General features: G+C 73.6%; 20 protein-coding genes. 19 read left to right on the top strand and 1 reads right to left on the bottom strand.

Features of this window, described 5'->3' with window-relative positions; translation table 11 throughout:
* The first annotated feature begins 323 nt into the window (after positions 1 to 323).
* Positions 324 to 1,670 (top strand): C40 family peptidase, encoded by a 1,347-nt coding sequence (locus OGL89_RS14580; RefSeq protein WP_263120884.1) that lies wholly within the window; start codon positions 324 to 326, stop codon positions 1,668 to 1,670.
* Between the two features lie 54 nt (positions 1,671 to 1,724).
* Here OGL89_RS14580 and OGL89_RS14575 read toward each other — a convergent pair whose 3' ends face one another.
* A complete protein-coding gene (locus tag OGL89_RS14575) occupies positions 1,725 to 2,222 on the bottom strand; it encodes an inorganic diphosphatase (protein ID WP_263120883.1) in 498 nt (165 codons plus the stop codon).
* A gap of 134 nt (positions 2,223 to 2,356) precedes the next feature.
* Here OGL89_RS14575 and dacB point away from each other — a divergent pair, with 134 nt between their 5' ends.
* The 18 genes from dacB to OGL89_RS14485 all read left to right on the top strand — a co-directional run.
* Complete coding sequence (dacB, locus tag OGL89_RS14570; protein WP_263120882.1) at positions 2,357 to 3,775, top strand: D-alanyl-D-alanine carboxypeptidase/D-alanyl-D-alanine-endopeptidase; 1,419 nt, start codon at positions 2,357 to 2,359, stop codon at positions 3,773 to 3,775.
* Between the two features lie 269 nt (positions 3,776 to 4,044).
* Entirely contained in the window at positions 4,045 to 4,245 is a 201-nt protein-coding gene (locus tag OGL89_RS14565) for a hypothetical protein (protein ID WP_263120881.1), read from the top strand.
* A complete protein-coding gene (locus OGL89_RS14560) occupies positions 4,242 to 6,248 on the top strand; it encodes an alpha/beta hydrolase (RefSeq protein ID WP_263120880.1) in 2,007 nt (668 codons plus the stop codon). The genes OGL89_RS14565 and OGL89_RS14560 overlap by 4 nt, the downstream gene beginning before the upstream one ends.
* Positions 6,245 to 6,832 (top strand): hypothetical protein, encoded by a 588-nt coding sequence (locus OGL89_RS14555; RefSeq protein WP_263120879.1) that lies wholly within the window; start codon positions 6,245 to 6,247, stop codon positions 6,830 to 6,832. Before OGL89_RS14560 ends, OGL89_RS14555 begins: the two co-directional genes overlap by 4 nt.
* A gap of 32 nt (positions 6,833 to 6,864) precedes the next feature.
* Positions 6,865 to 7,848, top strand: coding sequence for a zinc-dependent metalloprotease (locus OGL89_RS14550; RefSeq protein ID WP_263120878.1), 984 nt, complete (start codon positions 6,865 to 6,867; stop codon positions 7,846 to 7,848).
* Between the two features lies 1 nt (position 7,849).
* The gene (gene tilS, locus OGL89_RS14545; RefSeq protein ID WP_263120877.1) at positions 7,850 to 8,953 is read left to right on the top strand and encodes a tRNA lysidine(34) synthetase TilS; all 1,104 of its coding nucleotides are present in this window, start codon (positions 7,850 to 7,852) and stop codon (positions 8,951 to 8,953) included.
* The gene (gene hpt / locus OGL89_RS14540; protein ID WP_263120876.1) at positions 8,950 to 9,504 is read left to right on the top strand and encodes a hypoxanthine phosphoribosyltransferase; all 555 of its coding nucleotides are present in this window, start codon (positions 8,950 to 8,952) and stop codon (positions 9,502 to 9,504) included. Before tilS ends, hpt begins: the two co-directional genes overlap by 4 nt.
* Positions 9,505 to 9,618: 114 nt before the next feature.
* Complete coding sequence (gene ftsH / locus OGL89_RS14535; protein WP_263120875.1) at positions 9,619 to 11,673, top strand: ATP-dependent zinc metalloprotease FtsH; 2,055 nt, start codon at positions 9,619 to 9,621, stop codon at positions 11,671 to 11,673.
* A gap of 3 nt (positions 11,674 to 11,676) precedes the next feature.
* Entirely contained in the window at positions 11,677 to 12,273 is a 597-nt protein-coding gene (gene folE, locus OGL89_RS14530; RefSeq protein ID WP_263120874.1) for a GTP cyclohydrolase I FolE, read from the top strand.
* Between the two features lie 91 nt (positions 12,274 to 12,364).
* The gene (folP, locus tag OGL89_RS14525; RefSeq protein WP_263120886.1) at positions 12,365 to 13,183 is read left to right on the top strand and encodes a dihydropteroate synthase; all 819 of its coding nucleotides are present in this window, start codon (positions 12,365 to 12,367) and stop codon (positions 13,181 to 13,183) included.
* Positions 13,180 to 14,595, top strand: coding sequence for a 2-amino-4-hydroxy-6-hydroxymethyldihydropteridine diphosphokinase (folK, locus tag OGL89_RS14520; protein WP_263120873.1), 1,416 nt, complete (start codon positions 13,180 to 13,182; stop codon positions 14,593 to 14,595). The genes folP and folK overlap by 4 nt, the downstream gene beginning before the upstream one ends.
* Positions 14,595 to 15,077 carry a DUF3180 domain-containing protein gene (locus OGL89_RS14515; protein ID WP_263120872.1) on the top strand — a complete coding sequence of 161 codons (483 nt, stop codon included), beginning with the start codon at positions 14,595 to 14,597 and terminating at the stop codon, positions 15,075 to 15,077. The genes folK and OGL89_RS14515 overlap by 1 nt, the downstream gene beginning before the upstream one ends.
* 29 nt (positions 15,078 to 15,106) lie before the next feature.
* Positions 15,107 to 15,595: a PH domain-containing protein gene (locus OGL89_RS14510; RefSeq protein WP_263120871.1), complete on the top strand. Its 489-nt coding sequence runs from the start codon at positions 15,107 to 15,109 to the stop codon at positions 15,593 to 15,595.
* Positions 15,592 to 17,109: a PH domain-containing protein gene (locus OGL89_RS14505; protein WP_263120869.1), complete on the top strand. Its 1,518-nt coding sequence runs from the start codon at positions 15,592 to 15,594 to the stop codon at positions 17,107 to 17,109. Before OGL89_RS14510 ends, OGL89_RS14505 begins: the two co-directional genes overlap by 4 nt.
* Complete coding sequence (locus tag OGL89_RS14500) at positions 17,106 to 18,071, top strand: DUF2520 domain-containing protein (protein ID WP_263120868.1); 966 nt, start codon at positions 17,106 to 17,108, stop codon at positions 18,069 to 18,071. Before OGL89_RS14505 ends, OGL89_RS14500 begins: the two co-directional genes overlap by 4 nt.
* Positions 18,068 to 18,937, top strand: coding sequence for a pantoate--beta-alanine ligase (gene panC / locus OGL89_RS14495; protein WP_263120867.1), 870 nt, complete (start codon positions 18,068 to 18,070; stop codon positions 18,935 to 18,937). The genes OGL89_RS14500 and panC overlap by 4 nt, the downstream gene beginning before the upstream one ends.
* A gap of 2 nt (positions 18,938 to 18,939) precedes the next feature.
* Positions 18,940 to 19,410, top strand: a complete 471-nt coding sequence (gene panD, locus OGL89_RS14490; RefSeq protein WP_263120885.1) for an aspartate 1-decarboxylase — start codon at positions 18,940 to 18,942, stop codon at positions 19,408 to 19,410.
* Positions 19,407 to 21,047, top strand: a 1,641-nt coding sequence (locus tag OGL89_RS14485) for an L-aspartate oxidase (protein WP_263120866.1), incomplete at its 3' end; no start/stop codon positions are given. The genes panD and OGL89_RS14485, both read left to right, overlap by 4 nt.

Here is a 21,047-nt window from a genome sequence, read left to right as displayed (position 1 = left end):
CCAGGAGGGCAGAGATCCGGAGTCGGGGTCCGCTAGCCGGAAGGACGGCCTGCGGGCACAGCCGAGCGTGCGCTGATCAGCGACACATTCGGCAGGTCATGGAAGGACGATACGGCCGTCCTCCCGCCATCTGGAACAGCCGTCTTGCTGGCTGAGATATCGCTGTTCCGGGGTCCGAACGGGTGAAACGGCGACCGACTGTCCGATATCGGGTGGTTTGTGGCAGGTGTGACGTCTGTGAAAGCTGTGACAGGAGTTCACTTCTGTGGTGAAGACAGGTAGCGTCGCCGTGGACATCCGGAATGAACGAGAGGGACGGCTCTGTGAGGCAACCGAATCGTCGGCGCGCCGGGCGCACGGCCACCGTGGTGATCGCGGCGGCGCTGCTCGTCGTCCCCGGCAGCGTGGCCATGGCCGACCCGGACGTCAGCGACGACGACGTCCGTCAGGCGCAGCAGGCCGAGTCGTCCGCTGCGGACGCGGTCGCGGACATCGAGGTGCGGCTCGCGCAGCTGTCCGCGCAGAGCGACCAGACCCAGATCGCGGTGCAGCAGGCCGGAGAGGCCTACGCCCAGGCCCAGGCCGATCTCGCGACCGCCCAGCAGGCCGCCACCGAGGCGCAGACCACGTACGAGACCGCGCAGGACGAGCTGGAGGCGGCGCGCTCGACCCTGGTCGCGATCGCCCGGGAGTCGGCCCGCAGCGGCGGCTCGATGGACGACCTGCAGGCGCTGCTCTCCGCCGAGGGGCTCGAGGACGTCGTCGCCCGGAACGAGGCGCTCGGCCTGGTCAGCAGCAAGGCCGACCAGGCGGTGCAGACCTACCGTGCCGCCGACCAGGTCGCCAGCACGCTGAAGGAGGAGGCGGAGTCGGCCCAGACGGCCAAGGAGTCCGCCGCCGCCGCCGCGCAGACCTCGCTCACCGCCGCCGAGACCGCCCAGTCCGACGCGGACGCGGCCGTCGCCAGCGTGGCCACCGAGCGGCAGTCCCTGATCCAGCAGCTCGCCGCCGCGCGGAACACCACCACCGAGGTGGAGCAGCAACGTCAGGACCAGATCGACGCCGACCGGCAGGCCCAGGCCGAGGCCGCGGCGCAGACCGAGCGTGCCGCCGAGCCCGCGCCGTCGACGCCGAGCACCCCCTCGACGCCGTCGACCCCGAGCACGCCGTCGACCCCCAGCACCCCGTCGACGCCCTCGACCCCGAGCACGCCGTCCACGCCGAGCACCCCGTCGACGCCCTCGACCCCGAGCACGCCGACCCCGTCGACGCCGAGCACCGGTGGCAGCTCCTCCGGCACCGCGACCTCCGCCGAGACCGCGATCGCGTGGGCCAAGCAGCAGCTGGGCAAGCCGTACATCTGGGGCGGCACCGGCCCGACCGGGTACGACTGCTCCGGTCTGACCCAGGGGGCATGGCGCTCGGCCGGGGTCAGCCTGAACCGCACGTCGCGGGACCAGTACCGCCAGGTGCAGAAGGTCAGCTACGACTCGATGCGTCCGGGCGACCTGATCTTCTACGGCACCAACGTGAACGACGCCAGCAGCATCTACCATGTGGCGATGTACCTCGGGAACGGCCAGATGATCGAGGCCCCGAAGCCCGGCGACGTGGTCAAGATCAGCAGCGTGCGCTGGACGAACTCGATGTCCTACGCCGGTCGTCCCTGACCGGTGCACGACGAGGCCCCCGGCACCCTGAGGTGCCGGGGGCCTCGTCGCGTCTCAGTGGGTGTTGTACCCGGCGTCCGCGGCGCGCTGGATCGAGCGCTGGATCTCCGCCTCGGCCTCGGCCCGGCCGGTCCAGTGGGCGCCCTCGACCGACTTGCCCGGCTCCAGGTCCTTGTAGACCTCGAAGAAGTGCTGGATCTCCAGGCGGTGGAAGTCGGACACGTCGTCGATGTCCTGCCGCCACGCGGCGCGCTGGTCACCGGTCGGCACGCACAGCACCTTGTCGTCGCCGCCGGCCTCGTCGCGCATCCGGAACATGCCCAGCGCGCGGCAGCGGATCAGGCAGCCGGGGAACGTCGGCTCCTCGAGCAGCACCAGGGCGTCCAGCGGGTCGCCGTCCTCACCGAGGGTGCCGTCGATGAACCCGTAGTCATCGGGGTAGCGGGTCGAGGTGAACAGCATCCGGTCCAGGCGGATCCGCCCGGTGGCGTGGTCCACCTCGTACTTGTTCCGCTGACCCTTGGGGATCTCGATCGTGACGTCGAATTCCACTCCCGCTCCTTCGTCTCACCACGGGTCCCAGCGCCGGGCCCCTGCTGCACACATCCTCACACGGCCAGGACGTGACGTTAGTGTGACGCACGCAGGCCCCCGCGGCCGACGGATCGAGGCGAGGAGACGGACCAGTGGCACGTGCGGCCCGGACGGTGGGGGTCACGGCCCTGGTGCTGGTGCTGGCAGGCGGCGGATACCTGACCGCCGACGCCTACGACGTGGCCCCCGGATTCCTCACCCTCGCCCCCGTGCCCGACCCGGCGGCGCCGTTCCCGACCGCGCCCGGTGCGACCGAGGCCACCACCGAGGCCGACGTGCTGGACGACCTGGACCCGGCCGCCCCGGTGCCCTCCGCCGCAGTGCTCGCCGCGCAGGTCGCCGGACTGACCACCGACGCGCGGCTGGGCCCCACGGTGGGGGTGGTGGTGGCGGACGCGCTCACCGGTGAGGTGCTCACGGAGAACAACCCCGACCAGGGACGCACCCCCGCGTCGACCCAGAAGCTGGTCACCGCGGTCGCGGCACTCACCGAGCTGGGCGCCGACACCACCTTCGACACCACCGTCGTGCAGGGCGGGGCGGCGGACCAGATCGTGCTGGTCGGCGGCGGGGACATGATGCTCGCCGCCGGCGAGGGCGACCCGGACGCGGTGAACGGCCGGGCCGGGCTCGCCGACCTGGCCACCCGGACCGCGGAGCAGCTGCGGCTGGCCGGGATCACGTCGGTGACCCTGCGGGTGGACGACACCCTGTTCAGCGGGAGCCTGCTGGCTCCGGGCTGGGACCCGGCCGACGTGGCCGCGGGCTACGCCGCCCCGGTGGCCGCGCTCGGCGTGAACATCGCCAAGATGTCGGACGAGGAGTACGCCCAGCGCTACCCGGACCCCGCGATGAACGCGGCCGGGGTCTTCGTGCAGCGGCTGGCCGACCAGGGGATCACCGTGCAGGGCTCACCCGCCCGGGTGCAGGCCGACTACACCCGGGGCGAGACGCTCGCCACGGTGTCCTCCGCGCCGGTGTCGGAGGTCACCGGGTACTTCCTGGACCACTCCGACAACACCATCACCGAGGTGGTCTCCCGGATGGTCGCGGTCGCACAGGACTTCCCGGCCAGCTACGAGGGCGCGACCCAGGCCGTGCTGCAGTCGGTGCGCGCCCTGGGCGTCGACATCACCGGCGCCACCCTGGCCGACGCCAGCGGGCTGGCCGAGGGCTCCAGCCTCAGCCCGGCCATGCTGCTGAGCCTGCTGCAGCTGGTCGTCGACCCGGCGCACCCGGAACTGCGGTCGGTGGGCACCGGGATGCCGATCGGCGGACTGACCGGGACCCTGGCCGACCGCTTCACCTCCGGCGGTGCCGGGGTGGTCCGGGCCAAGACCGGGTCGCTGAAGGGCGTGACCTCGCTGGCCGGGCTGGTGGTCGACGCCGACGGCCGGATGCTGCTCTACGTGGTGATGGCCGACCAGACCGGTGAGGGCGGGCAGTGGGGGCCGCGGCAGGCGATCGACGGTTTCGTGACCGGACTGGCCGGCTGCGGGTGCCAGAGCTGACCGACCGGCGCAGGAGCACCTAGCCGCACCGTCGATCCGGGATGCGTACTCGCGCGGACCCGGCCGACCGTGCACTCAGCGGGACGCCCCGCCCACTCAACCGTGCTCGGGCCTCCCCTCAACCCGCCCGAGAGCGGGCCTGCCAGGGGACCGGAGTCCCGACGATGAGGGTCATGAGCGACCTCACCCTCGACGACTCCGCGGCGCGGTCGGCGTAGGCCGCACTGCACACCCTCTCCGGCGATGTCGGTCTGGATCTGCGTCATGACGTGCCGGACACCGGCTCCGCGAGGTTCGGGACTGCCCTCGAGTCCTGGCTCTGCTGGCAGGCGCAGCGCACCGGCGCACTGTCCGCGAGCATCTGGGCCGAGGGCGACGCGGTGCGGCGCAGCTCGGACGCCTTCGGCGACGTGGACGACCGGCTCGCCTCGGGTCTGCGGGGCGCGAACCGCGTCCTGGTGGAGGAATGAGCCGCTGGAGCCCGGACGATCCGGGCGCGGGCGACGCCGACGGGATGGAGGACCTGGTCCTACGGCTGGCGTCGCACCTGGACGTGCTGTCGACGACCGGCCGGGAGATCGGCGTGCTGGTGGCACGGACCCGGGAGGGGTGGACCGGGCAGGGGGCGCAGGCATGGGAGACGTCCGTGTCGGCCCGGGCCGCGGAATGCTCGACCGTGGAACAGGAGGCGCGGCGCGGGGCCGAGGTGGTGAACACCTACGTGAACACCGTCCTGTCGATCCGGTCCCGGGCGATGTACGCGGCCGAGGACCTCGAGTCAGCTCGGGGGACGCTGCGCCGGGCGGAGGACGCGTGGCGGACCCTGCAGTCCGATCCCGATCGCGACGACTTCGACCTGCGGATGGCCCTGGGGGCGGTCCAGTGCGCCGAGCAGGAGGTCCTGGACTGTCGCGCGGCGCTGGATCGGTTGGTGGTCGAGCGCCAGACCCTCGACGACGAGGCGGCGAGTGCCCTCCAGACCGGGACACCGCCGGACTGGGCGGCTGCGGGCGGAGCCGCCCGTCGACTGCCGACCGACCTGTTCGCCCGGTCCACCGCCTCGATCGCGAATCAGGTGCGCGCCCTGCCCGACGGTGCCGAGGGGGACGCGGCGGCGCGATGGATCGTCGGTCGGCTGACCGCCGAGCAGTTCGACGCGCTGCTGGCGGCCTGTCCGGAGCTCGCGGTCCGCCTGATGCGTGCGGACACCGGTGGCGCGTTCGCCGCTCGGTTCCCGGAGCTGGCCGCGGCGATGCGGGTGCGGGACCTGGACGAGCGCACCGCCGCGATTGTCGCGGCCACCAGCGCGATGAGCCGGGAGGATCTGGTGCTGGTGTCGCGGATGTACCCGGGCGTGGTCGGCAACCTGGACGGGATGCCGTTGACCGCCCGGATCGACGCCAACCGGATCGCGGTCACGGCGGCGCTGGTCAAGGGCGAGCGGCGGCTGGACGAGGTGAGGGCGCGGTTGGCCGAGTTGGTCGGGCAGACGAGTCCGGATGCGATGCGGGAGTTCGCTGCGCTGATCGAGGAGCGGAACGCGCTGGTGGTGGCGAACGCCTGGTACGGGGAGCTGCTGACCGAGGCGGTCGACACCATCGACGCCGGTGGAAGCGCTGTGACGGTCACCGGCCACCAGGTCGTGCTCTTCGATCCGGCGACCGGGCAGTTCGGGGAGTTGGTGGGCTACGCCGGGGCGCCGAACCTGGCGGTCCTGGTCGGCGGGACCGGGACGAACACCGGAACCATGGCCGATCAGCGTGCCCGCGCGTGGACCTTCGTGGACGTCAACCGCCGCGATCTCGCCGTGATCACGTATCTCGGCGGGCCGATGCCGCAGTCGGTCTCCATCGAGAACCCGACTGCTCGGCACGCGTTCGAGGCGGTGGACCCCACCTACGCGACTGCGATCGGACCCCGGCTGGCGTCGTTCGCCAACGGGGTGCGGGCGGTCACCGGCGCCACGATCACCGTGGCCGGGCACTCCTACGGCGGGTCGGTGGTGGGCGCCGCCGAAGCCCGGGGCATGGTCGTGGACCGGATCGTGCACATCGAGTCCGCCGGAGCCGGACCCGGGGTAACCTCGATCCAGGACTACGCCGCCCCCGACACCCCCCGGTACTCCATGACCGCCCCCGGCGACTTCATCGGGACCTTCCAGGGCGTGAGCGTCGGCACGGTGCTCGGCCACGGTGCCGACCCGGACGAGCTGAGCGGGGTCATCCGCCTGGAGACCGGCCGTACCGATCGCGCTGATCCGACCAGCCCGATCCTGGAAGGATTCGGGTCGCACAGCCAGGTCTTCTTCCCCGAGACCGACGCGTGGGAGAACATCGAGCAGGTGATGACCGGTGGGCAGGTCTCGGTGTGGACCGACCGGCGGGACGCCGTCGCCCTCGGCCTGATGGATCCGCAGTACGAGCATCCGATGCAGGATCCGGACTTCACCCCGGCGACTCGGGAGGTGCCGTGAGCGCGCGGCGCCGGGTCGTGGCCGCGCTCGCCGTGCTGGCGCTTCTGGTCGCGGGGTGTGCGCACCGCCCGTCGGCGCAGGTGCGGTATCGGGACGCGAAGCGCGCCTACGACTACACCACCACCCTGGCCGACGCGGTGGTCGCGCAGGCGCGGGAGGTGTTCCCGGAGCTCACCTTCGACCTGAACTACACCCAGAAGTTCGACGACGACTGGACGTCGTGTTCGGGTGAGCCGTATCAGAACGGAGAGGCTCCTCGGGCATTCGGCTGGACCCCCAGCCGAACCTTGCTCGTCAGTCCGGCCGACCCGCCCGGCACTGTTCACCTCGTCGAACCGATCGCCCAGGTCTTCCTCGACAGCGGGTGGACCGTCGCTTACGACCATCTCGACCACGAGGTGGGCCAATCGCTCGTGATCAGCAAGGACGGTGTCTCCATCAGGTTCACGCCGCGCCCGCCCGATGCCCCGGAGAACATGGTCAACGATTTGATCATCTCGGTGGTCGGCCCGTGTCAGTTCTCCCCCGATGACTTCGCCGACTTCGACGCCGCCGATCCCGACGCGTACTTCGGCGACGACTGACCGCGGGGCCGGCCCTTGGTTACCGTGGTCCGATGACCGCACCCGCCGTCGACTGGGACCTGGCCGCCCGGGTCGCGCCCCGACTCGTCCGCCCCGGACCGCCCGCGGCGTGGGCCGACCGGGTCCAGCTGGTGGAGTCGCTGCGCGCGGCCGCCGACGCCGCCCTGCCGCACGCCGCCCGGGTCACCGGGCTGGAGCTCCCGACGGCGCCCGAGACCCTGGTGGTCGATCGCAGTGGCTGGGCGCGGGCGAACATCCGCGCGTTCGCCGCGGTCACCGGGAGCGTGGCCGATCGGGGCGGGGCGGGTCCGGCGATCGAGCTGGCCGGAGCGCTGGCGCTGCTGTCCGGATCGGTGCTCGGCCAGGTGGATCCCTGGGGATCCGACCGGCCCCGTCTGCTGTTGATCGCCCCGAACGTGCTCGCCACCGAGCGCAGCCTGGACGTGCCCGCCGACGACTTCCGGCTGTGGGTGGCGCTGCACGAGCAGACCCACGTGCTGCAGTTCGGTGCCGCGCCCTGGCTGGCCGGGCATCTGGCCGATCGGATGGCGTCCCTGTGGGCGGAGCAGCCGCGACCCACCCCGGCCGCGGTGCTGGCCGGTGCGCGGCGGGCGGCACGGAGCGGGAACTGGTCGCCGCTGGATCTGCTGGATGAGCGGCAACGGGCCGAGGTGGACCGGATCGGTGCGGTGATGTCCCTGCTGGAGGGCCATGCGGACGTGTCGATGGACGCGGTGGGGACCCGGGTGATCCCGAGCGTGCGGCACCTGCGTCGCCGGTTCGGTCGACGCCGGGCCGCGGGTGCCCGTGCCACCGGGGTGCGCAAGCTGATCCGGACCCTGCTCGGCGTGGACGTGAAGATGGCGCAGTACGCCGATGGCGCCGCCTTCGTCCGCGGGGTGCGGCGCAGGGTCGGCCGGGACGGGCTGAACGCGGTGTGGTCCGCGCCGGAGCTGCTGCCCACCCCGGCCGAGGTCGGCGACCCGGCCGCCTGGGTGCGACGGGTGCACGGCTGACGTGCCCGGACCCGACCCCGCGGTCGCCCGCACCCGGAGCGCGGTGACGGCGGCCTGCGCGGATCTGCCGGACGGGGCGCTGGTCCTGGTCGCCTGCTCCGGTGGCGCCGATTCCCTGGCGTTGGCGGCGGCCACCGCGTTCGCGGTGCGAGCCCACGGGCCGCTGGCGTTGCGGGCCGGGGCGGTGGTGGTCGACCACGGCGTGCAGGACGGCAGCGACCGGGTGGCCCGGCGGGCGGCGGAGCAGTGCCGTGGGCTCGGGCTGGATCCGGTGCTGGTCCGACGGGTCGACGTCCACGGTGCCGGAGGTCCGGAGGCGGCGGCGCGGGGCGCCCGGTACGCGGCGCTCGCGGACGTCGCCGAGGAGACCGGTGCGGCGGCGGTGCTGCTCGGGCACACCCGGGACGACCAGGCGGAGGGCGTGCTGCTCGGTCTGGCCAGGGGCTCCGGCGCACGCTCGCTGTCCGGGATGGCCGAGGTGCGCGGGCGCTGGCGGCGACCGCTGCTGGGCCTGCCGCGGGCGGACACCGAGGCGGCGTGCGCGGCGCAGGGCATCGAGCCGTGGCAGGACCCGACCAACACCCCCGACCCCGACGACCCGGACGCGCCGCTGCGCTCGCGGGTCCGGACCCGCGTGCTGCCGGTGCTGGACCGCGAGCTGGGCCCGGGGGTGGCGGCGGCGCTGGCCCGCACGGCCGCCGGGCTGCGCGAGGACGCGGACGCCCTCGACGCGCTGGCGAGGGACCTGGCCGAGCGCGCGGTGCGGGGCCCGGCCCTCGACCGGTCCGGAGGGCACCCGGGGGGCGGGGCGCCGCTGATCGAGGTCGACGTCACCCTGACCGCGGCCGCACCCGCCGCTCTGCGCCGCCGGGTGGTGCGGGCGGCCGCCCTGCGCGCCGGGGTGCCCGCGGCGGCGTTGACCCGTACCCACCTGCTCGCGGTCGACGCGCTGCTGACCGACTGGCACGGCCAGGGTCCGGTGCACCTCCCCGGGCAGGTGGTCGTCACGCGGGCGTGTGGCAGGCTTGCCCTGCGCGGGAGAACGGCTACGTCCGCCGCCGCCGAACCGGACGTCCAGCACCAGCAAGGAGAGTCACAGCGGTGAACGTGGAGGACATGGGCGAGGACCTGGAGCGCGTGCTCCTGACCGAGGAACAGCTCGGGAACCGCCTGGACGAGATCGCCGCCCAGATCGACGCCGACTACGCCGGTCAGGACGTGCTCCTGGTGGGCGTGCTCAAGGGCGCGGTCATGGTGATGGCCGACCTGGCCCGGCGGATCAGCGCCCCGGTGGCGATGGACTGGATGGCGGTCTCCTCCTACGGTTCCGGCACCAAGTCCTCCGGGGTGGTGCGGATCCTCAAGGATCTGGACGCCGACCTCACCGGACGGCACGTGCTGATCGTCGAGGACATCATCGACTCCGGTCTGACCCTGTCCTGGCTGCTGGCCAACCTGCGCAGCCGCGGCCCGGCCAGCGTCGAGATCGCCACCATGCTGCGCAAGCCGGACGCCGCCAAGGTCGAGGTCGAGGTGCGCTACGTCGGCTTCGACATCCCGAACGAGTTCGTGGTCGGCTACGGCCTGGACTACGCGGAGAAGTACCGCAACCTGCCCTTCGTCGGCACGCTCGCGCCGCACGTCTACTCGCACTGAGCCCTGGGCGAACACCCGGTCATCGGACGACCGTTGTCCAGATCCAGCGTGTAGCTTCAAGGCCTTCACCCCTGCAACCGGAGGGACAAGAGGGCGCGAGCTCTCGTCGACCACATGACTCTCAAGCGACTCACCCGCGGACCCATCCCGTGGATCCTGCTCGCGGTCCTGGTCCTCTGGATCGGGGCGAGCTTCCTCACCTCCTCCGGCACGCAGCGGATCGACACCTCCGACGGCCTCGAGCTGATCGCCGACGGCAAGGTCGAGCAGGCCAAGATCACCGAGGGCGTCCAGCGGGTCGACCTGGTCCTGACCGAGGACTTCGTCAAGGACGAGAAGAACTACGGCAAGGACGTGCAGTTCAACTACGTGGTGGCCCAGGGCCCGACCGTGGTGGACGCGATCGCCAAGGCCGACCCGGACAAGGGCTACACCTCCGAGGTGCCGACCACCCCGTGGTGGAGCAGCCTGCTCACCTTCTTCCTGCCGTTCCTGATCATCGTCGGCCTGTTCTGGTTCCTGATGACCTCGATGCAGGGCGGCGGCCGGGGAGCGATGGCCTTCGGCAAGTCCAAGGCCAAGTTGGTGTCCAAGGAGTCGCCGCAGGTCACCTTCGCCGACGTCGCCGGGGTGGACGAGGCGGTCGAGGAGCTCCAGGAGATCAAGGAGTTCCTCTCCGAGCCGGACAAGTTCCAGGCGGTCGGCGCCAAGATCCCCAAGGGCGTCCTGCTCTACGGCCCGCCCGGAACCGGCAAGACGCTGCTGGCCCGTGCGGTCGCCGGTGAGGCCGGGGTGCCGTTCTACTCGATCTCCGGATCGGACTTCGTCGAGATGTTCGTCGGCGTCGGCGCCTCCCGGGTGCGCGACCTGTTCGACCAGGCGAAGCAGAACGCCCCGGCGATCATCTTCATCGACGAGATCGACGCGGTGGGCCGCCACCGTGGCGCCGGGATGGGCGGCGGCCACGACGAGCGCGAGCAGACCCTGAACCAGATGCTGGTCGAGATGGACGGGTTCGACGTCAAGACCAACGTCATCCTGATCGCCGCGACCAACCGGCCGGACATCCTGGACCCCGCGCTGCTGCGCCCGGGCCGGTTCGATCGCCAGGTCTCGGTGGAGCCGCCGGACCTCAAGGGCCGGGAGCGGATCCTGCAGGTGCACGCGCAGGGCAAGCCGATGGCCACCGACGTCGACCTGACCGGGGTCGCGCGCCGGACCCCGGGCTTCACCGGTGCCGACCTGGCCAACGTGCTGAACGAGGCCGCGCTGCTCACCGCCCGCTCGAACGCCCAGATCATCGACAACCGCGCGCTGGACGAGGCGATCGACCGCGTGATCGCCGGTCCGCAGAAGCGCACCCGGGTGATGAACATCAAGGAGCTCAAGATCACCGCGTACCACGAGGGCGGCCACGCCCTGGTGGCGGCGGCGCTGCGGTACACCGACCCGGTGACCAAGGTGACGATCCTGCCCCGCGGCCGCGCCCTCGGCTACACGATGGTGATGCCGACCGAGGACAAGTACTCCACCACCCGCAACGAGCTGCTGGACCAGCTGGCCTATGCGATGGGCGGCCGGGTGGCCGAGGAGCTGGTGTTCCACGACCCGACCACCGGCGCCTCGAACGACATCGAGAAGGCCACCGCCACCGCGCGGAAGATGGTCACCCAGTTCGGGATGAGCACCCGGGTCGGCGCGGTCAAGCTCGGCCAGGACTCCGGCGAGGTGTTCATGGGCCGGGACATGGGGCACGGCCGGGAGTACTCCGAGGCGGTCGCCGGCACGGTGGACGTCGAGGTGCGCGGTCTGATGGACCACGCGCACCACGAGGCCTGGGAGATCCTGATCGAGTACCGCGACGTCCTGGACGCCCTGGTGCTGGAGCTGCTGGAGAAGGAGACCCTGAACCAGCAGGAGCTGGCTCGGATCTTCGAGCCGGTGGTCAAGCGCGAGCCGCGCGAGGTGTGGCTGACCAACGACGAGCGTGGCGTCTCCGACCGCCCGCCGGTGATGACGCCCGCCGAGCTCGCCGAGCTGGACGGTCCGGTGATCCCGCAGGACGAGGCGGCCGCCGCCAACGACGAGCACCCCGCTGTGGGTGCGGTCGAGGTGCCGCCGAGCCAGACGCCGGACGCGACCGGTCCGGCCGACGACCAGCAGGGCTGATCGATGGTCGAGCAGCCGAGCCCGCCGCCCTCGGCGATCCCGGCCTACGACGCGACCCGGGCCGAGGCCGCGATCCGGGAGCTGCTGCTCGCGGTCGGGGAGGACCCGGATCGCGAAGGGCTGCGGGACACCCCGGCGCGGGTGGCGCGGGCCTACCAGGAGACGTTCGCCGGACTGCGGCAGGACGCCGGTGAGGTGCTCAGCGCGACCTTCGACATCGGTCACGAGGAGATGGTCCTGGTCAAGGACATCGCGGTGTACTCCACCTGCGAGCACCACCTGGTGCCCTTCCACGGGGTGGCGCACGTCGGCTACATCCCCGGCGAGCACGGCAAGGTCACCGGCCTGAGCAAGCTCGCCCGGCTGGTGGACGTCTACGCCCGCCGCCCGCAGGTCCAGGAGCGGATGACCGGGCAGATCGCGGACGCGCTGGTCGAGCACCTGCAGCCCCGCGGGGTGCTGGTGGTCGTGGAGTGCGAACACCTGTGCATGTCCATGCGCGGGGTGCGCAAGCCCGGCAGCCGGACCCTCACCTCGGCGGTGCGGGGGCAGATGCGCGACCCCGCCACCCGTGCCGAGGCGATGAGCCTGATCCGCTGACCACGAGCCGCCGCGACCGCCTAGGCTGACCTGCGTGCATCACCCCCTCCCTCTGCCCGATGCCGTGACCGCCCTCGATCGCACCCTGGTCATGGGTGTGGTCAACGTGACCCCCGACTCGTTCTCCGACGGCGGGGAGTGGTTCACCCCGGACGCCGCCCTGCGCCACGGCCTCGCGCTGCTGGCCGAGGGCGCCGACCTGGTGGACGTGGGTGGGGAGTCGACCCGGCCGGGTGCCGAGCGGGTGCCGGAGGACGAGGAGCTGCGCCGGGTGATCCCGGTGATCCGCGAGTTCGCCTCCCGCGGGGTGCCGGTCAGTGTGGACACCACCCGGGCGGCGGTGGCCGAGGCCGCGATCGCCTCCGGCGCGGTGATCGTCAACGACGTGTCCGGCGGTCTGGCCGAGCCGGAGATCCACCAGGTGGTGGCGCGGACCGGAGCGGTCTACGTCGCCATGCACTGGCGCGGGCACGCGGACGTGATGGACGAGCTGGCGGTCTACGACGACGTGGTCACCGACGTGCGCACCGAGCTCGGCCGGCGGGTGGCCGAGCTCCGCGCCGCGGGGGTGGCCGACCGCCAGATCGTGCTGGACCCGGGGTTGGGCTTCGCCAAGCCGGGATCGGCCAACTGGCCGCTGCTGTCCCGGCTGGACGAGCTGCTGTCCGACGGCTTCCCGGTGCTGGTGGGCGCGTCCCGCAAACGCTTCCTGGGTCATCTGCTGGCCCGTGACGACGGACGACCGGTGTCTCCCCTGGAGCGGGACCACGCCACCGCCGCGATCTCGGCGCTGGCCGCGGCGGCCGGTGCCTGGTGCGTGCGGGTGCACGAGGCGCGTGGGACGGCGGACGCGGTGCGGGTCGCGGCCGCCTGGAACGGTGCACGGAACGTAGGAGAGGACGCACGATGAGCGAGCAGCCGACCACCCCGGACACGATCCGGCTGACCGGCGTCAGCGCCACCGGGTACCACGGCGTCTTCGACCACGAGCGGCGCGAGGGCCAGACCTTCGTCGTCGACCTGGTGGTCGAGCTGGACACCCGGCGGGCGGCCGCCACCGACGACCTGGTGCACACCCTGGACTACGGCACCGTCGCCGAGCAGGTCGTCGGCGTGCTGGCCGGTGAACCCGCCGACCTGATCGAGACCGTGGCCGAGCGGATCGCGGCCACCGTGCTGGCGCACCCCCAGGTCCACGGGGTCGAGGTCACGGTGCACAAGCCGCAGGCGCCGATCACCGTGCCGTTCGGCGACGTGGAGGTCCGGGTGCGGCGTGACCGCAACCGGCTGCCCGCCGCCGAGCCGCTCGCCGCGGACGCCCAGCCGTGGCAGCCGCCGGTCGAGGCCGGGACCTGGCAGTCGGACACGGCGGCCGACTCCGCCGAGCTGCCCACCACCGACGGCCGGCCGACCACGGGACCGATCCGGGTGTCCGGCACCGGGGCGCCCGCGACCGCGGTGCTGCCGGCGGTCCCGGTCGACCTGGCCGGATCGGCCTCCGCAGGCGCCGCGCTGGCCGGTGCCGCGCTGGCCGGGTCGCTCGATCCGGGCGCGCCCGACGAGGCCGACGTCGTGACCGGACAGACCCCGGTGACCGAGGACTCGTCCGCGGCCGCAGCGGTGGCCGGTCTGACCGGCGGCTCGGCTCCGGTGCCGGTGGTCCAGCAGTCCGGCGACGTCCTCGACCTCGCCCCGGCCGAGCCGACCGAGGTGGTGCTCGCGCTCGGATCGAACCTCGGGACCGCGCAGGAGACGCTGCGTTCGGCGGTGGCCGCGATCGCGGACATCCCCGGGGTCGAGCTGCTGGAGGTCTCCGCGCTGGCCCGGACCGCCCCGGTCGGCGGCCCGGAGCAGCCGGACTACCTGAATGCCGTGCTGATCGCCCGCACCACCCTGGCACCCCGCGCCCTGCTGCATGCCACCGGTGCGATCGAGCAGGAGCACGGCCGGGAGCGCCTGGTGCACTGGGGGCCGCGGACGCTGGACATCGACATCATCGCCTTCGGCGAGCTCAGCGTGGTCACCGACGATCTGGACCTGCCGCACCCGCGCGCGCACGAGCGGGCGTTCGTGCTCCAGCCCTGGGCCCAGGTGCGACCGGACGCGGTGCTGCACGGGCTCGGCGGCGGTCCGGTCGCCCAGCTCGCGGCCACCGCTCCGGACCGGGACGGCGTGCGGTGGCTGGCGCTGGACTGGCTGACCCAGCCGGTGCCCGCGGCGCCGGAGACCGACGTCCCGGCCGCCGAGCCGGAGCACGACCCGCTGCGCGACCACCCGGCCCTGTTCGACATCCCGGCGATCCGGCCGGAGCAGGCGCCCTGATGCAACGCACCCGGATCGGTTCGCTCCTCCTGGTCGCCGCGCTCACCGCCGCGGCGGCGTGGGCGGTGATCCGAGCGCTGTTCAGTCAGGGTGTCCTGCTGCCCGCGGTGCCCTGGGTGACCGGCGGGGTGCTCGTGTTCATCGCCGCGATCGTGTTCTGGCTGGGCTGGACCGTCCGGCAGTACCTGCACGGCGACCGCCCGGGGCTCGATCCGCTGCGGGCGGCCCGGACCGCGGTGCTCGCCAAGGCCTGCTGCTACGCGGGCGCCCTGCTCGCCGGGTGGTACCTGGCACAGGTGCTGCACGCGCTCACCGAGCTCACCGGCGAGGTGCTGGCCGATCGGGCCTGGTCGGCCGGGCTGGCGGTGCTGGGCGCCGTGGTGCTCGCGGCGGCCGGGCTGCTCGTCGAGTGGTTCTGCCGGATCCCGCCGCCGGACGATCCCGAGGAGCACGAGCACGCGCTGGGCCCCGCGGCGAGTTGATCCGCCCGCCGGATGCCAGGATGGTCGTCATGACCACCGAGCCGTTCGAACCCGAGGGCGTCACCTGGACCCCGGTGTCCCCGCGCCTGATCACCGCCCGGCTGCTGCTGGCCGGGCTGTGGCTGCTGCCGGTGCTGATCGGCGCGGTGCTGGCCCCGGCGCTGTCCGGCGTGGCCTGGCTGTGGACGATCCCGGTCGCCGTGCTGCTGATCGGTGGCTGGATCGCCTGGCTGGTGCCCCGGCAGGTTCGCGCGATGGGTTACGCCGAGCGTGCCGACGACCTGCTGCTGCGGCGCGGCATCCTGTTCCGGTCGATGGTGGTCGTGCCCTACGGCCGGATGCAGTACGTGGACGTGAACGCCGGCCCGCTGGCGCGCCGGTTCGACATCGCCACCGTGCAGCTGCACACCGCCTCGCCCACCAGTGAGATGACGGTGGACGGCCTGCCCACCGAGGAGGCCGCCCGGCTGCGCGACCAGCTGGCCTCCCGTGGCGAGGCCCGGCTGGCGGGGCTGTGAGCGATCCGGCCCGCCGCCCGATCACCGCGGGGAGTCCCGCGCAGGTCGAGGACGGTGTCGCCTGGCGACGGATGCACCCGGTCACCCCGGCGGTGAAGGGATGGAAGGTCTTCGTCGCGGTGCTGGTGGTGATCGGCGCCCAGTCGGCGAACGGCGTGCAGGACCTCGCCGAGTGGCTCGGCGGACGGGTGTGGCTGGCCGCGCTCGGGCTGCTGGCGATCGTGTTCCTGGTCGGCTTCGGGTACTCCGCGATCGCCTGGCGGGTCACCCGGTTCGCGGTGACCGACGACGCGGTACGACTGCGTACCGGGGTGCTGTTCCGTCAGCAGCGGCAGGCCCGGCTGGACCGGTTGCAGGCGATCGACGTGGTGCAGCCCCTGCTGGCCCGGTTGTTCGGGCTGGCCGAGCTGCGGCTGGAGGTCGCCGGTGGGTCGGGGAGCGCGGTGTCGCTGGCCTTCCTCCGGGAGGCGGAGGCGGATCAGCTGCGCGCGGAGCTGCTGGCCCGGGCGGCGGGGTTGCACCGAGGCCGTGGCGGTCCCACGGTCCCCGATGTCACCGGGCCCGAGGATCCGGACACCGGGGCGCCCGCCGTCGACGAGGCCGAGCCACGCCCCGCGTTCGTCGCCGAGACCGCGCCGGAACGACCGGTCTTCACCGTGCCGGTCCGCCGGCTGCTGCTGTCGACTCTCCTGACCTGGGCGGTGTTCTGGCTGATCCTGTGGGTCGTGGTGCTGGTGGTCGTGATGATCGTGGCGCGCAGCATCGGCCCGGTGGTCGGCATCCTGCCGGGTCTGCTCGCGGTGGTCTCCTACCTGTGGGGTCGGATCAACCGGGGCGCGAACTTCCGGGCGGCGATCTCCCCGGACGGCATCCGGCTCCGGCACGGGCTCACCGAGACCCGGGCGCAGACCGTGCCGCCGGGCCGGGTCCAGGCGGTGCGGATCTACCAGAGCGTGCTCTGGCGCAGGGCCGGCTGGTGGCGGGTGGAGATGAACGTCGCGGGCTACGGCCGGCAGGAGGACGGGCAGCAGACCGACACCGCCCTGCTGCCGGTGGGCACCCGGGAGGACGTGCTGCTCGCCCTCTGGCTGGTGCTGCCGGACCTGGGCACCGAGGACCCGGTCGCACTGGTCGAGGCCGGTCTCACCGGGACCGACCGGCAGTTCGGCTTCCTCACCTCCCCGCGGCGTGCGCGATGGCTGGACCCGATCGCCTGGCGGCGTACCGGTGTGACCGTCACCGACCGGGCGCTGCTGATCCGGCACGGCCGGCTGACGCGCAGCCTGGTGGTGGTGCCGCACGAGCGCACCCAGTCGCTCGGCCTGAGCCAGGGGCCGCTGGAGCGCCGGATGGGTCTGGCGACCTTCGAGGTGCACTCCACCCCCGGCCCGGTGACCCCGACGGTGCACCACCTGGACGGCTCGGATGCCGCCCGGTTGATCGAGGACCAGTCGGTGCGCGCCCGGACGGCGCGGGCCGGGGCCGGTCCGGAACAGTGGATGAGCGAGCGATGACGACGAGGTTGGGCGTCGGCGTGGTCGGCGCCGGTCGGGTCGGTGCCGTCCTGGGGTCCGCCCTGCGCGCGGTCGGCCACCCCGTGATCGGGGTGTCGGCGGTGTCCGAGGCGTCCCGCGAACGGGCGGAGACCCTGTTGCCGGGGGTGCCGGTGCTGGAGGTGCCGGAGGTGGTGCGCCGGGCGGAGCTGGTGCTGCTCGCGGTGCCGGACGACGCGCTGCCGGAGCTGGTCGAGGGGCTGGCGGCCACCGGGGCCTGGCAGCCCGGGCAGATCGTGGCGCACACCGCCGGGAGGTTCGGCACCGCGGTGCTGGACCCCGCTCGGGCGAAGGGGGTGATCCCGGTGGCCCTGCACCCGGCGATGACCTTCACCGGCACCTCGCTGGACCTGTCCCGGTTGGAGGGCTGCACCTTCGCGGTGACCGCGCCCACCCCAGTGCTGCCGATCGGCCAGGCGCTGGTGGTCGAGATGGGCGGCGAGCCGGTGGTGATCGAGGAGGCCGCCCGGCCGCTGTACCACGCGGCCCTGGCGCACGGCGCGAACCACCTGGTCGTCCTGGTCGCCCAGGCCGGCGACGCGCTCCGGGCCGCGGGGGTGACGGATCCCGGGGCGGTGCTGCGACCGCTGCTGGACGCCGCCCTGGACGGCGCCCTGCGCGCGGAGTCCGCGGGCGGGGCCATCGCCACCCTCACCGGTCCGGTCCGCCGGGGCGACGCCGGGACGGTGCGCGATCACCTGGCGGAGCTGACCGACCTGGCCGCCCGCACCGGGGCCGCCGACGTGCTCGACTCCTACTCCGCCCTGGCCCGGGCCGCGACCGCCCGGGCGCTGTCCGCCGACCTGATCCGGTCCGTGCAGGTCGAGGCGCTGCTGGACGCCCTGACCCCGACTCACACCTCGGGCACCGACGGGGGTAGCGTGCCGGACGTCCCCACCACCGACCCGAAGGACGACGGATGACCAGCGCACCCACCTTGGCGCGCACCCGGGCGGAGCTGGACCTGGCGCTGCGTCCCGTGCCGCGTGCGGTGGTGATGACCATGGGGGCCCTGCACGACGGGCACCTGTCGCTGGTCCGCGAGGCGCGGTCCCGGGGGGAGCAGGTGGTGGTCACCATCTTCGTGAACCCGCTGCAGTTCGCGCCGGCCGAGGACCTGGACCGCTACCCCCGCGATCTGGCCGGCGACCTGGAGCGGCTGACCGGTCCCGGACTGCTCGGCGCGGGCGACGTGGTGTTCGCCCCCGAGCGGTCGGAGGTCTACCCGGACGGCGATCCGGTGGTCCGGGTCGCGGCGGGCGCGATCGGCGACGTCTACGAGGGCGCGGTCCGGCCCGGCCACCTGGACGGCGTGCTGACCGTCGTGCTCAAGCTGATGCACCTGACCCGCCCGGCGTTCGCGCTCTTCGGCCGCAAGGACGTGCAGCAGCTGGTCGCGGTCGCCCGGATGGTGCGGGACCTGGACGTCGACCTCACCGTGGTGCCGGTCCCCACGGTCCGGGACGCCGACGGTCTGGCGCTGTCCTCCCGGAACGCGTATCTGACCGCCGAGCAGCGACCGGTGGCGCTCGGCCTGTCCCGTGCCCTGGCCGCCGGCGAGCGTGCCGCCGCCGGGGGCGCCGGACCCGCCGCGGTGCGGGCCCTCACCCGCGAGGTGCTGGTGGCCGCCGGGGTGGACCCCGACTACGTGGCCCTGGTGGACCCGGAGACCTTCGGCGACGTGCCGGAGGACACCGCGCCGCAGACCGGTTCGGTCGCGGTGCTGGCAGTGGCAGGCCGGGTGGGCGACACCCGGCTCATCGACAACACGGACGTGAGGTGGGCGTGACCATGATGCGCCCGATGATGATCGGCAAGATCCACCGTGCCACCGTGACGCAGGCCGACCTGCACTACGTCGGCTCGATCACGGTGGACGCGCACCTGCTCGCGGCGGCGGACCTGCTGCCCGGTCAGCAGGTGGACGTGGTGGACGTGACCAACGGCTCCCGGCTGACCACCTACGTGATCGCGGGGGAGCCCGGCTCCGGGCAGATCTGCATCAACGGCGCCGCCGCCCACCTGGTGCACCCGGGCGACGTGGTGATCCTGATCGCCTACGGCATGCTCACCGACGCCGAGGCGCACACCTACGACCCCAAGGTCGTCCTGGTCGACGCGGACAACCAGATCGTCGACACCGGCCACGACCCCGGCACGGTCCCGGCGGAATGGACCGCGCAGTCCGGGTTGCACCCGAGCGGCCTGCCCTTCGACACCGGACGCACCGCGGTGCGCGACGACCCGGAATCCGGTCGGTGACCACACCGGTCCTGGCGCGGTCGCTCGCCGCCCCCGCCCCCGGGTGGACCGTCACCGCCGACGCCGTCGTGGTCGGCTCGGGGATCGCCGGACTCACCGCCGCCCTGGAGCTGCGCACCCGGGTCGACCGCGTCCTGCTGGTCACCAAGGGTGAGCTGGTCTCCGGCTCCACCATCTGGGCCCAGGGTGGGATCGCCGCGGCACTCGACCCCACCGACTCCCCGGCCGCGCACCTGCGCGACACCCTGGAGGCCGGGGTCGGCCTGTGCGACCCGCGCGCGGCCGAGGTCCTGGTCACCGAGGGCCCGGCGCGGGTGCGGGAACTGGTCGCGGGCGGCGCGGTCTTCGACACCGCCCCCGACGGCCGGATCGCGCTCACCCGGGAAGGCGGGCACCGTGCCGACCGGATCGCGCACGCCGGCGGCGACGCCACCGGCGCGGAGATCTCCCGTGCCCTGATCGCCCAGCTCACCGCCGTGCGCGAGGACCCGGGCATCGAGGTGATCGAGCAGGCGCTGGTGCTGGACATCCTCACCGGCGCCTCGGACGCCGACGGCCGGCCCGGTCCGGTCTGCGGCGTCACCCTGCACGTCATCGGCGCCGGGTCCCGCGACGGGGTCGGCGCGGCCCTGGCCCCCGCGGTCGTGCTGGCCACCGGCGGGATCGGCCAGGTGTTCCGCTCCTCCACGAATCCCGCGCAGGCCACCGGCGACGGTCTGGCCGCCGCCCTGCGCGCGGGCGCCGCGGTCGCGGACGTCGAGTTCGTCCAGTTCCACCCCACCGTGCTCTGGCTCGGCTCCGGGGTGAAGGGCCAGCTCACCCTGATCTCCGAGGCGGTCCGCGGCGAGGGCGCGATCCTGCTCGACGTCGAGGGCCACCGCTTCCTGCCCGCCGCGCACCCGATGGCCGAGCTCGCACCCCGGGACGTGGTGTCGCGGGCGATCGTCGACCAACTGGCCCGCACCGGCTCCGACCACGTCCTGCTGGACGCCCGGCACCTGGGCAGTGCGGGCGCACGTCGCCGGTTCCCGACCATCGCCGCCCGACTGGCCGAGCACGGCCTGGACCTGGGCGCGGACCTGATCCCGGTCGCCCCCGCCCAGCACTACCACTCCGGCGGTGTCCTGACCGACCTGTCCGGGCGCTCCACCCTGCGCGGGCTCTACGCCGTCGGCGAGGCCGCCTGCACCGGGGTGCACGGCGCCAACCGGCTGGCGTCGAACTCGCTGCTGGAGGGTCTGGTCTTCGCGCACCGCGCCGCGCACGACGTCGCCGACCGGGTCGGTCGCGGGCGTCTGGTCCCCGGGGAGCCGGTGGCCCGCGCCGGGGACAGCGCGCTGGTCTCCGGCGCCGCCCGCTCCCGGGTGCAGCGGATCGCCACCGCCGGACCCGGTGTGCTCCGGTCCGCGACCGGGCTGGCCGAGGCCGCCGAACGGCTGGCCGCGGTCCGCACCGACGCGCACCGGGTGGGCGACGGGGGTGCCGCGCCGATCGCGGACCCGCAGGTCGCGGAGTGGGAGACCACGAATGTGCACCAGGTCGCGACCGTGCTGACCGCGGTGGCGGCGACCCGGACCGAGTCCCGCGGCGGCCACGTCCGCACGGACTTCCCGAACCGTGACGACGCCTGGCTGGTC

Source organism: Cellulomonas sp. RIT-PI-Y (assembly GCF_025642745.1).
Taxonomy (GTDB): Bacteria; Actinomycetota; Actinomycetes; order Actinomycetales; family Cellulomonadaceae; genus Cellulomonas.
This window is presented reverse-complemented; position numbering and strand designations above follow the sequence as displayed.

Coding starts and splice junctions, on each gene's coding strand:
- OGL89_RS14560 (WP_263120880.1), top strand. CDS start 4,242: ATGAGCCGCTGGAGCCCGGACGATCCGGGCGCGGGCGACGCCGACGGG.
- OGL89_RS14550 (WP_263120878.1), top strand. CDS start 6,865: ATGACCGCACCCGCCGTCGACTGGGACCTGGCCGCCCGGGTCGCGCCC.
- ftsH (WP_263120875.1), top strand. CDS start 9,619: ATGACTCTCAAGCGACTCACCCGCGGACCCATCCCGTGGATCCTGCTC.
- folE (WP_263120874.1), top strand. CDS start 11,677: ATGGTCGAGCAGCCGAGCCCGCCGCCCTCGGCGATCCCGGCCTACGAC.
- folP (WP_263120886.1), top strand. CDS start 12,365: ATGGGTGTGGTCAACGTGACCCCCGACTCGTTCTCCGACGGCGGGGAG.
- folK (WP_263120873.1), top strand. CDS start 13,180: ATGAGCGAGCAGCCGACCACCCCGGACACGATCCGGCTGACCGGCGTC.
- OGL89_RS14515 (WP_263120872.1), top strand. CDS start 14,595: ATGCAACGCACCCGGATCGGTTCGCTCCTCCTGGTCGCCGCGCTCACC.
- OGL89_RS14510 (WP_263120871.1), top strand. CDS start 15,107: ATGACCACCGAGCCGTTCGAACCCGAGGGCGTCACCTGGACCCCGGTG.
- OGL89_RS14500 (WP_263120868.1), top strand. CDS start 17,106: ATGACGACGAGGTTGGGCGTCGGCGTGGTCGGCGCCGGTCGGGTCGGT.
- panC (WP_263120867.1), top strand. CDS start 18,068: ATGACCAGCGCACCCACCTTGGCGCGCACCCGGGCGGAGCTGGACCTG.
- panD (WP_263120885.1), top strand. CDS start 18,940: ATGATGCGCCCGATGATGATCGGCAAGATCCACCGTGCCACCGTGACG.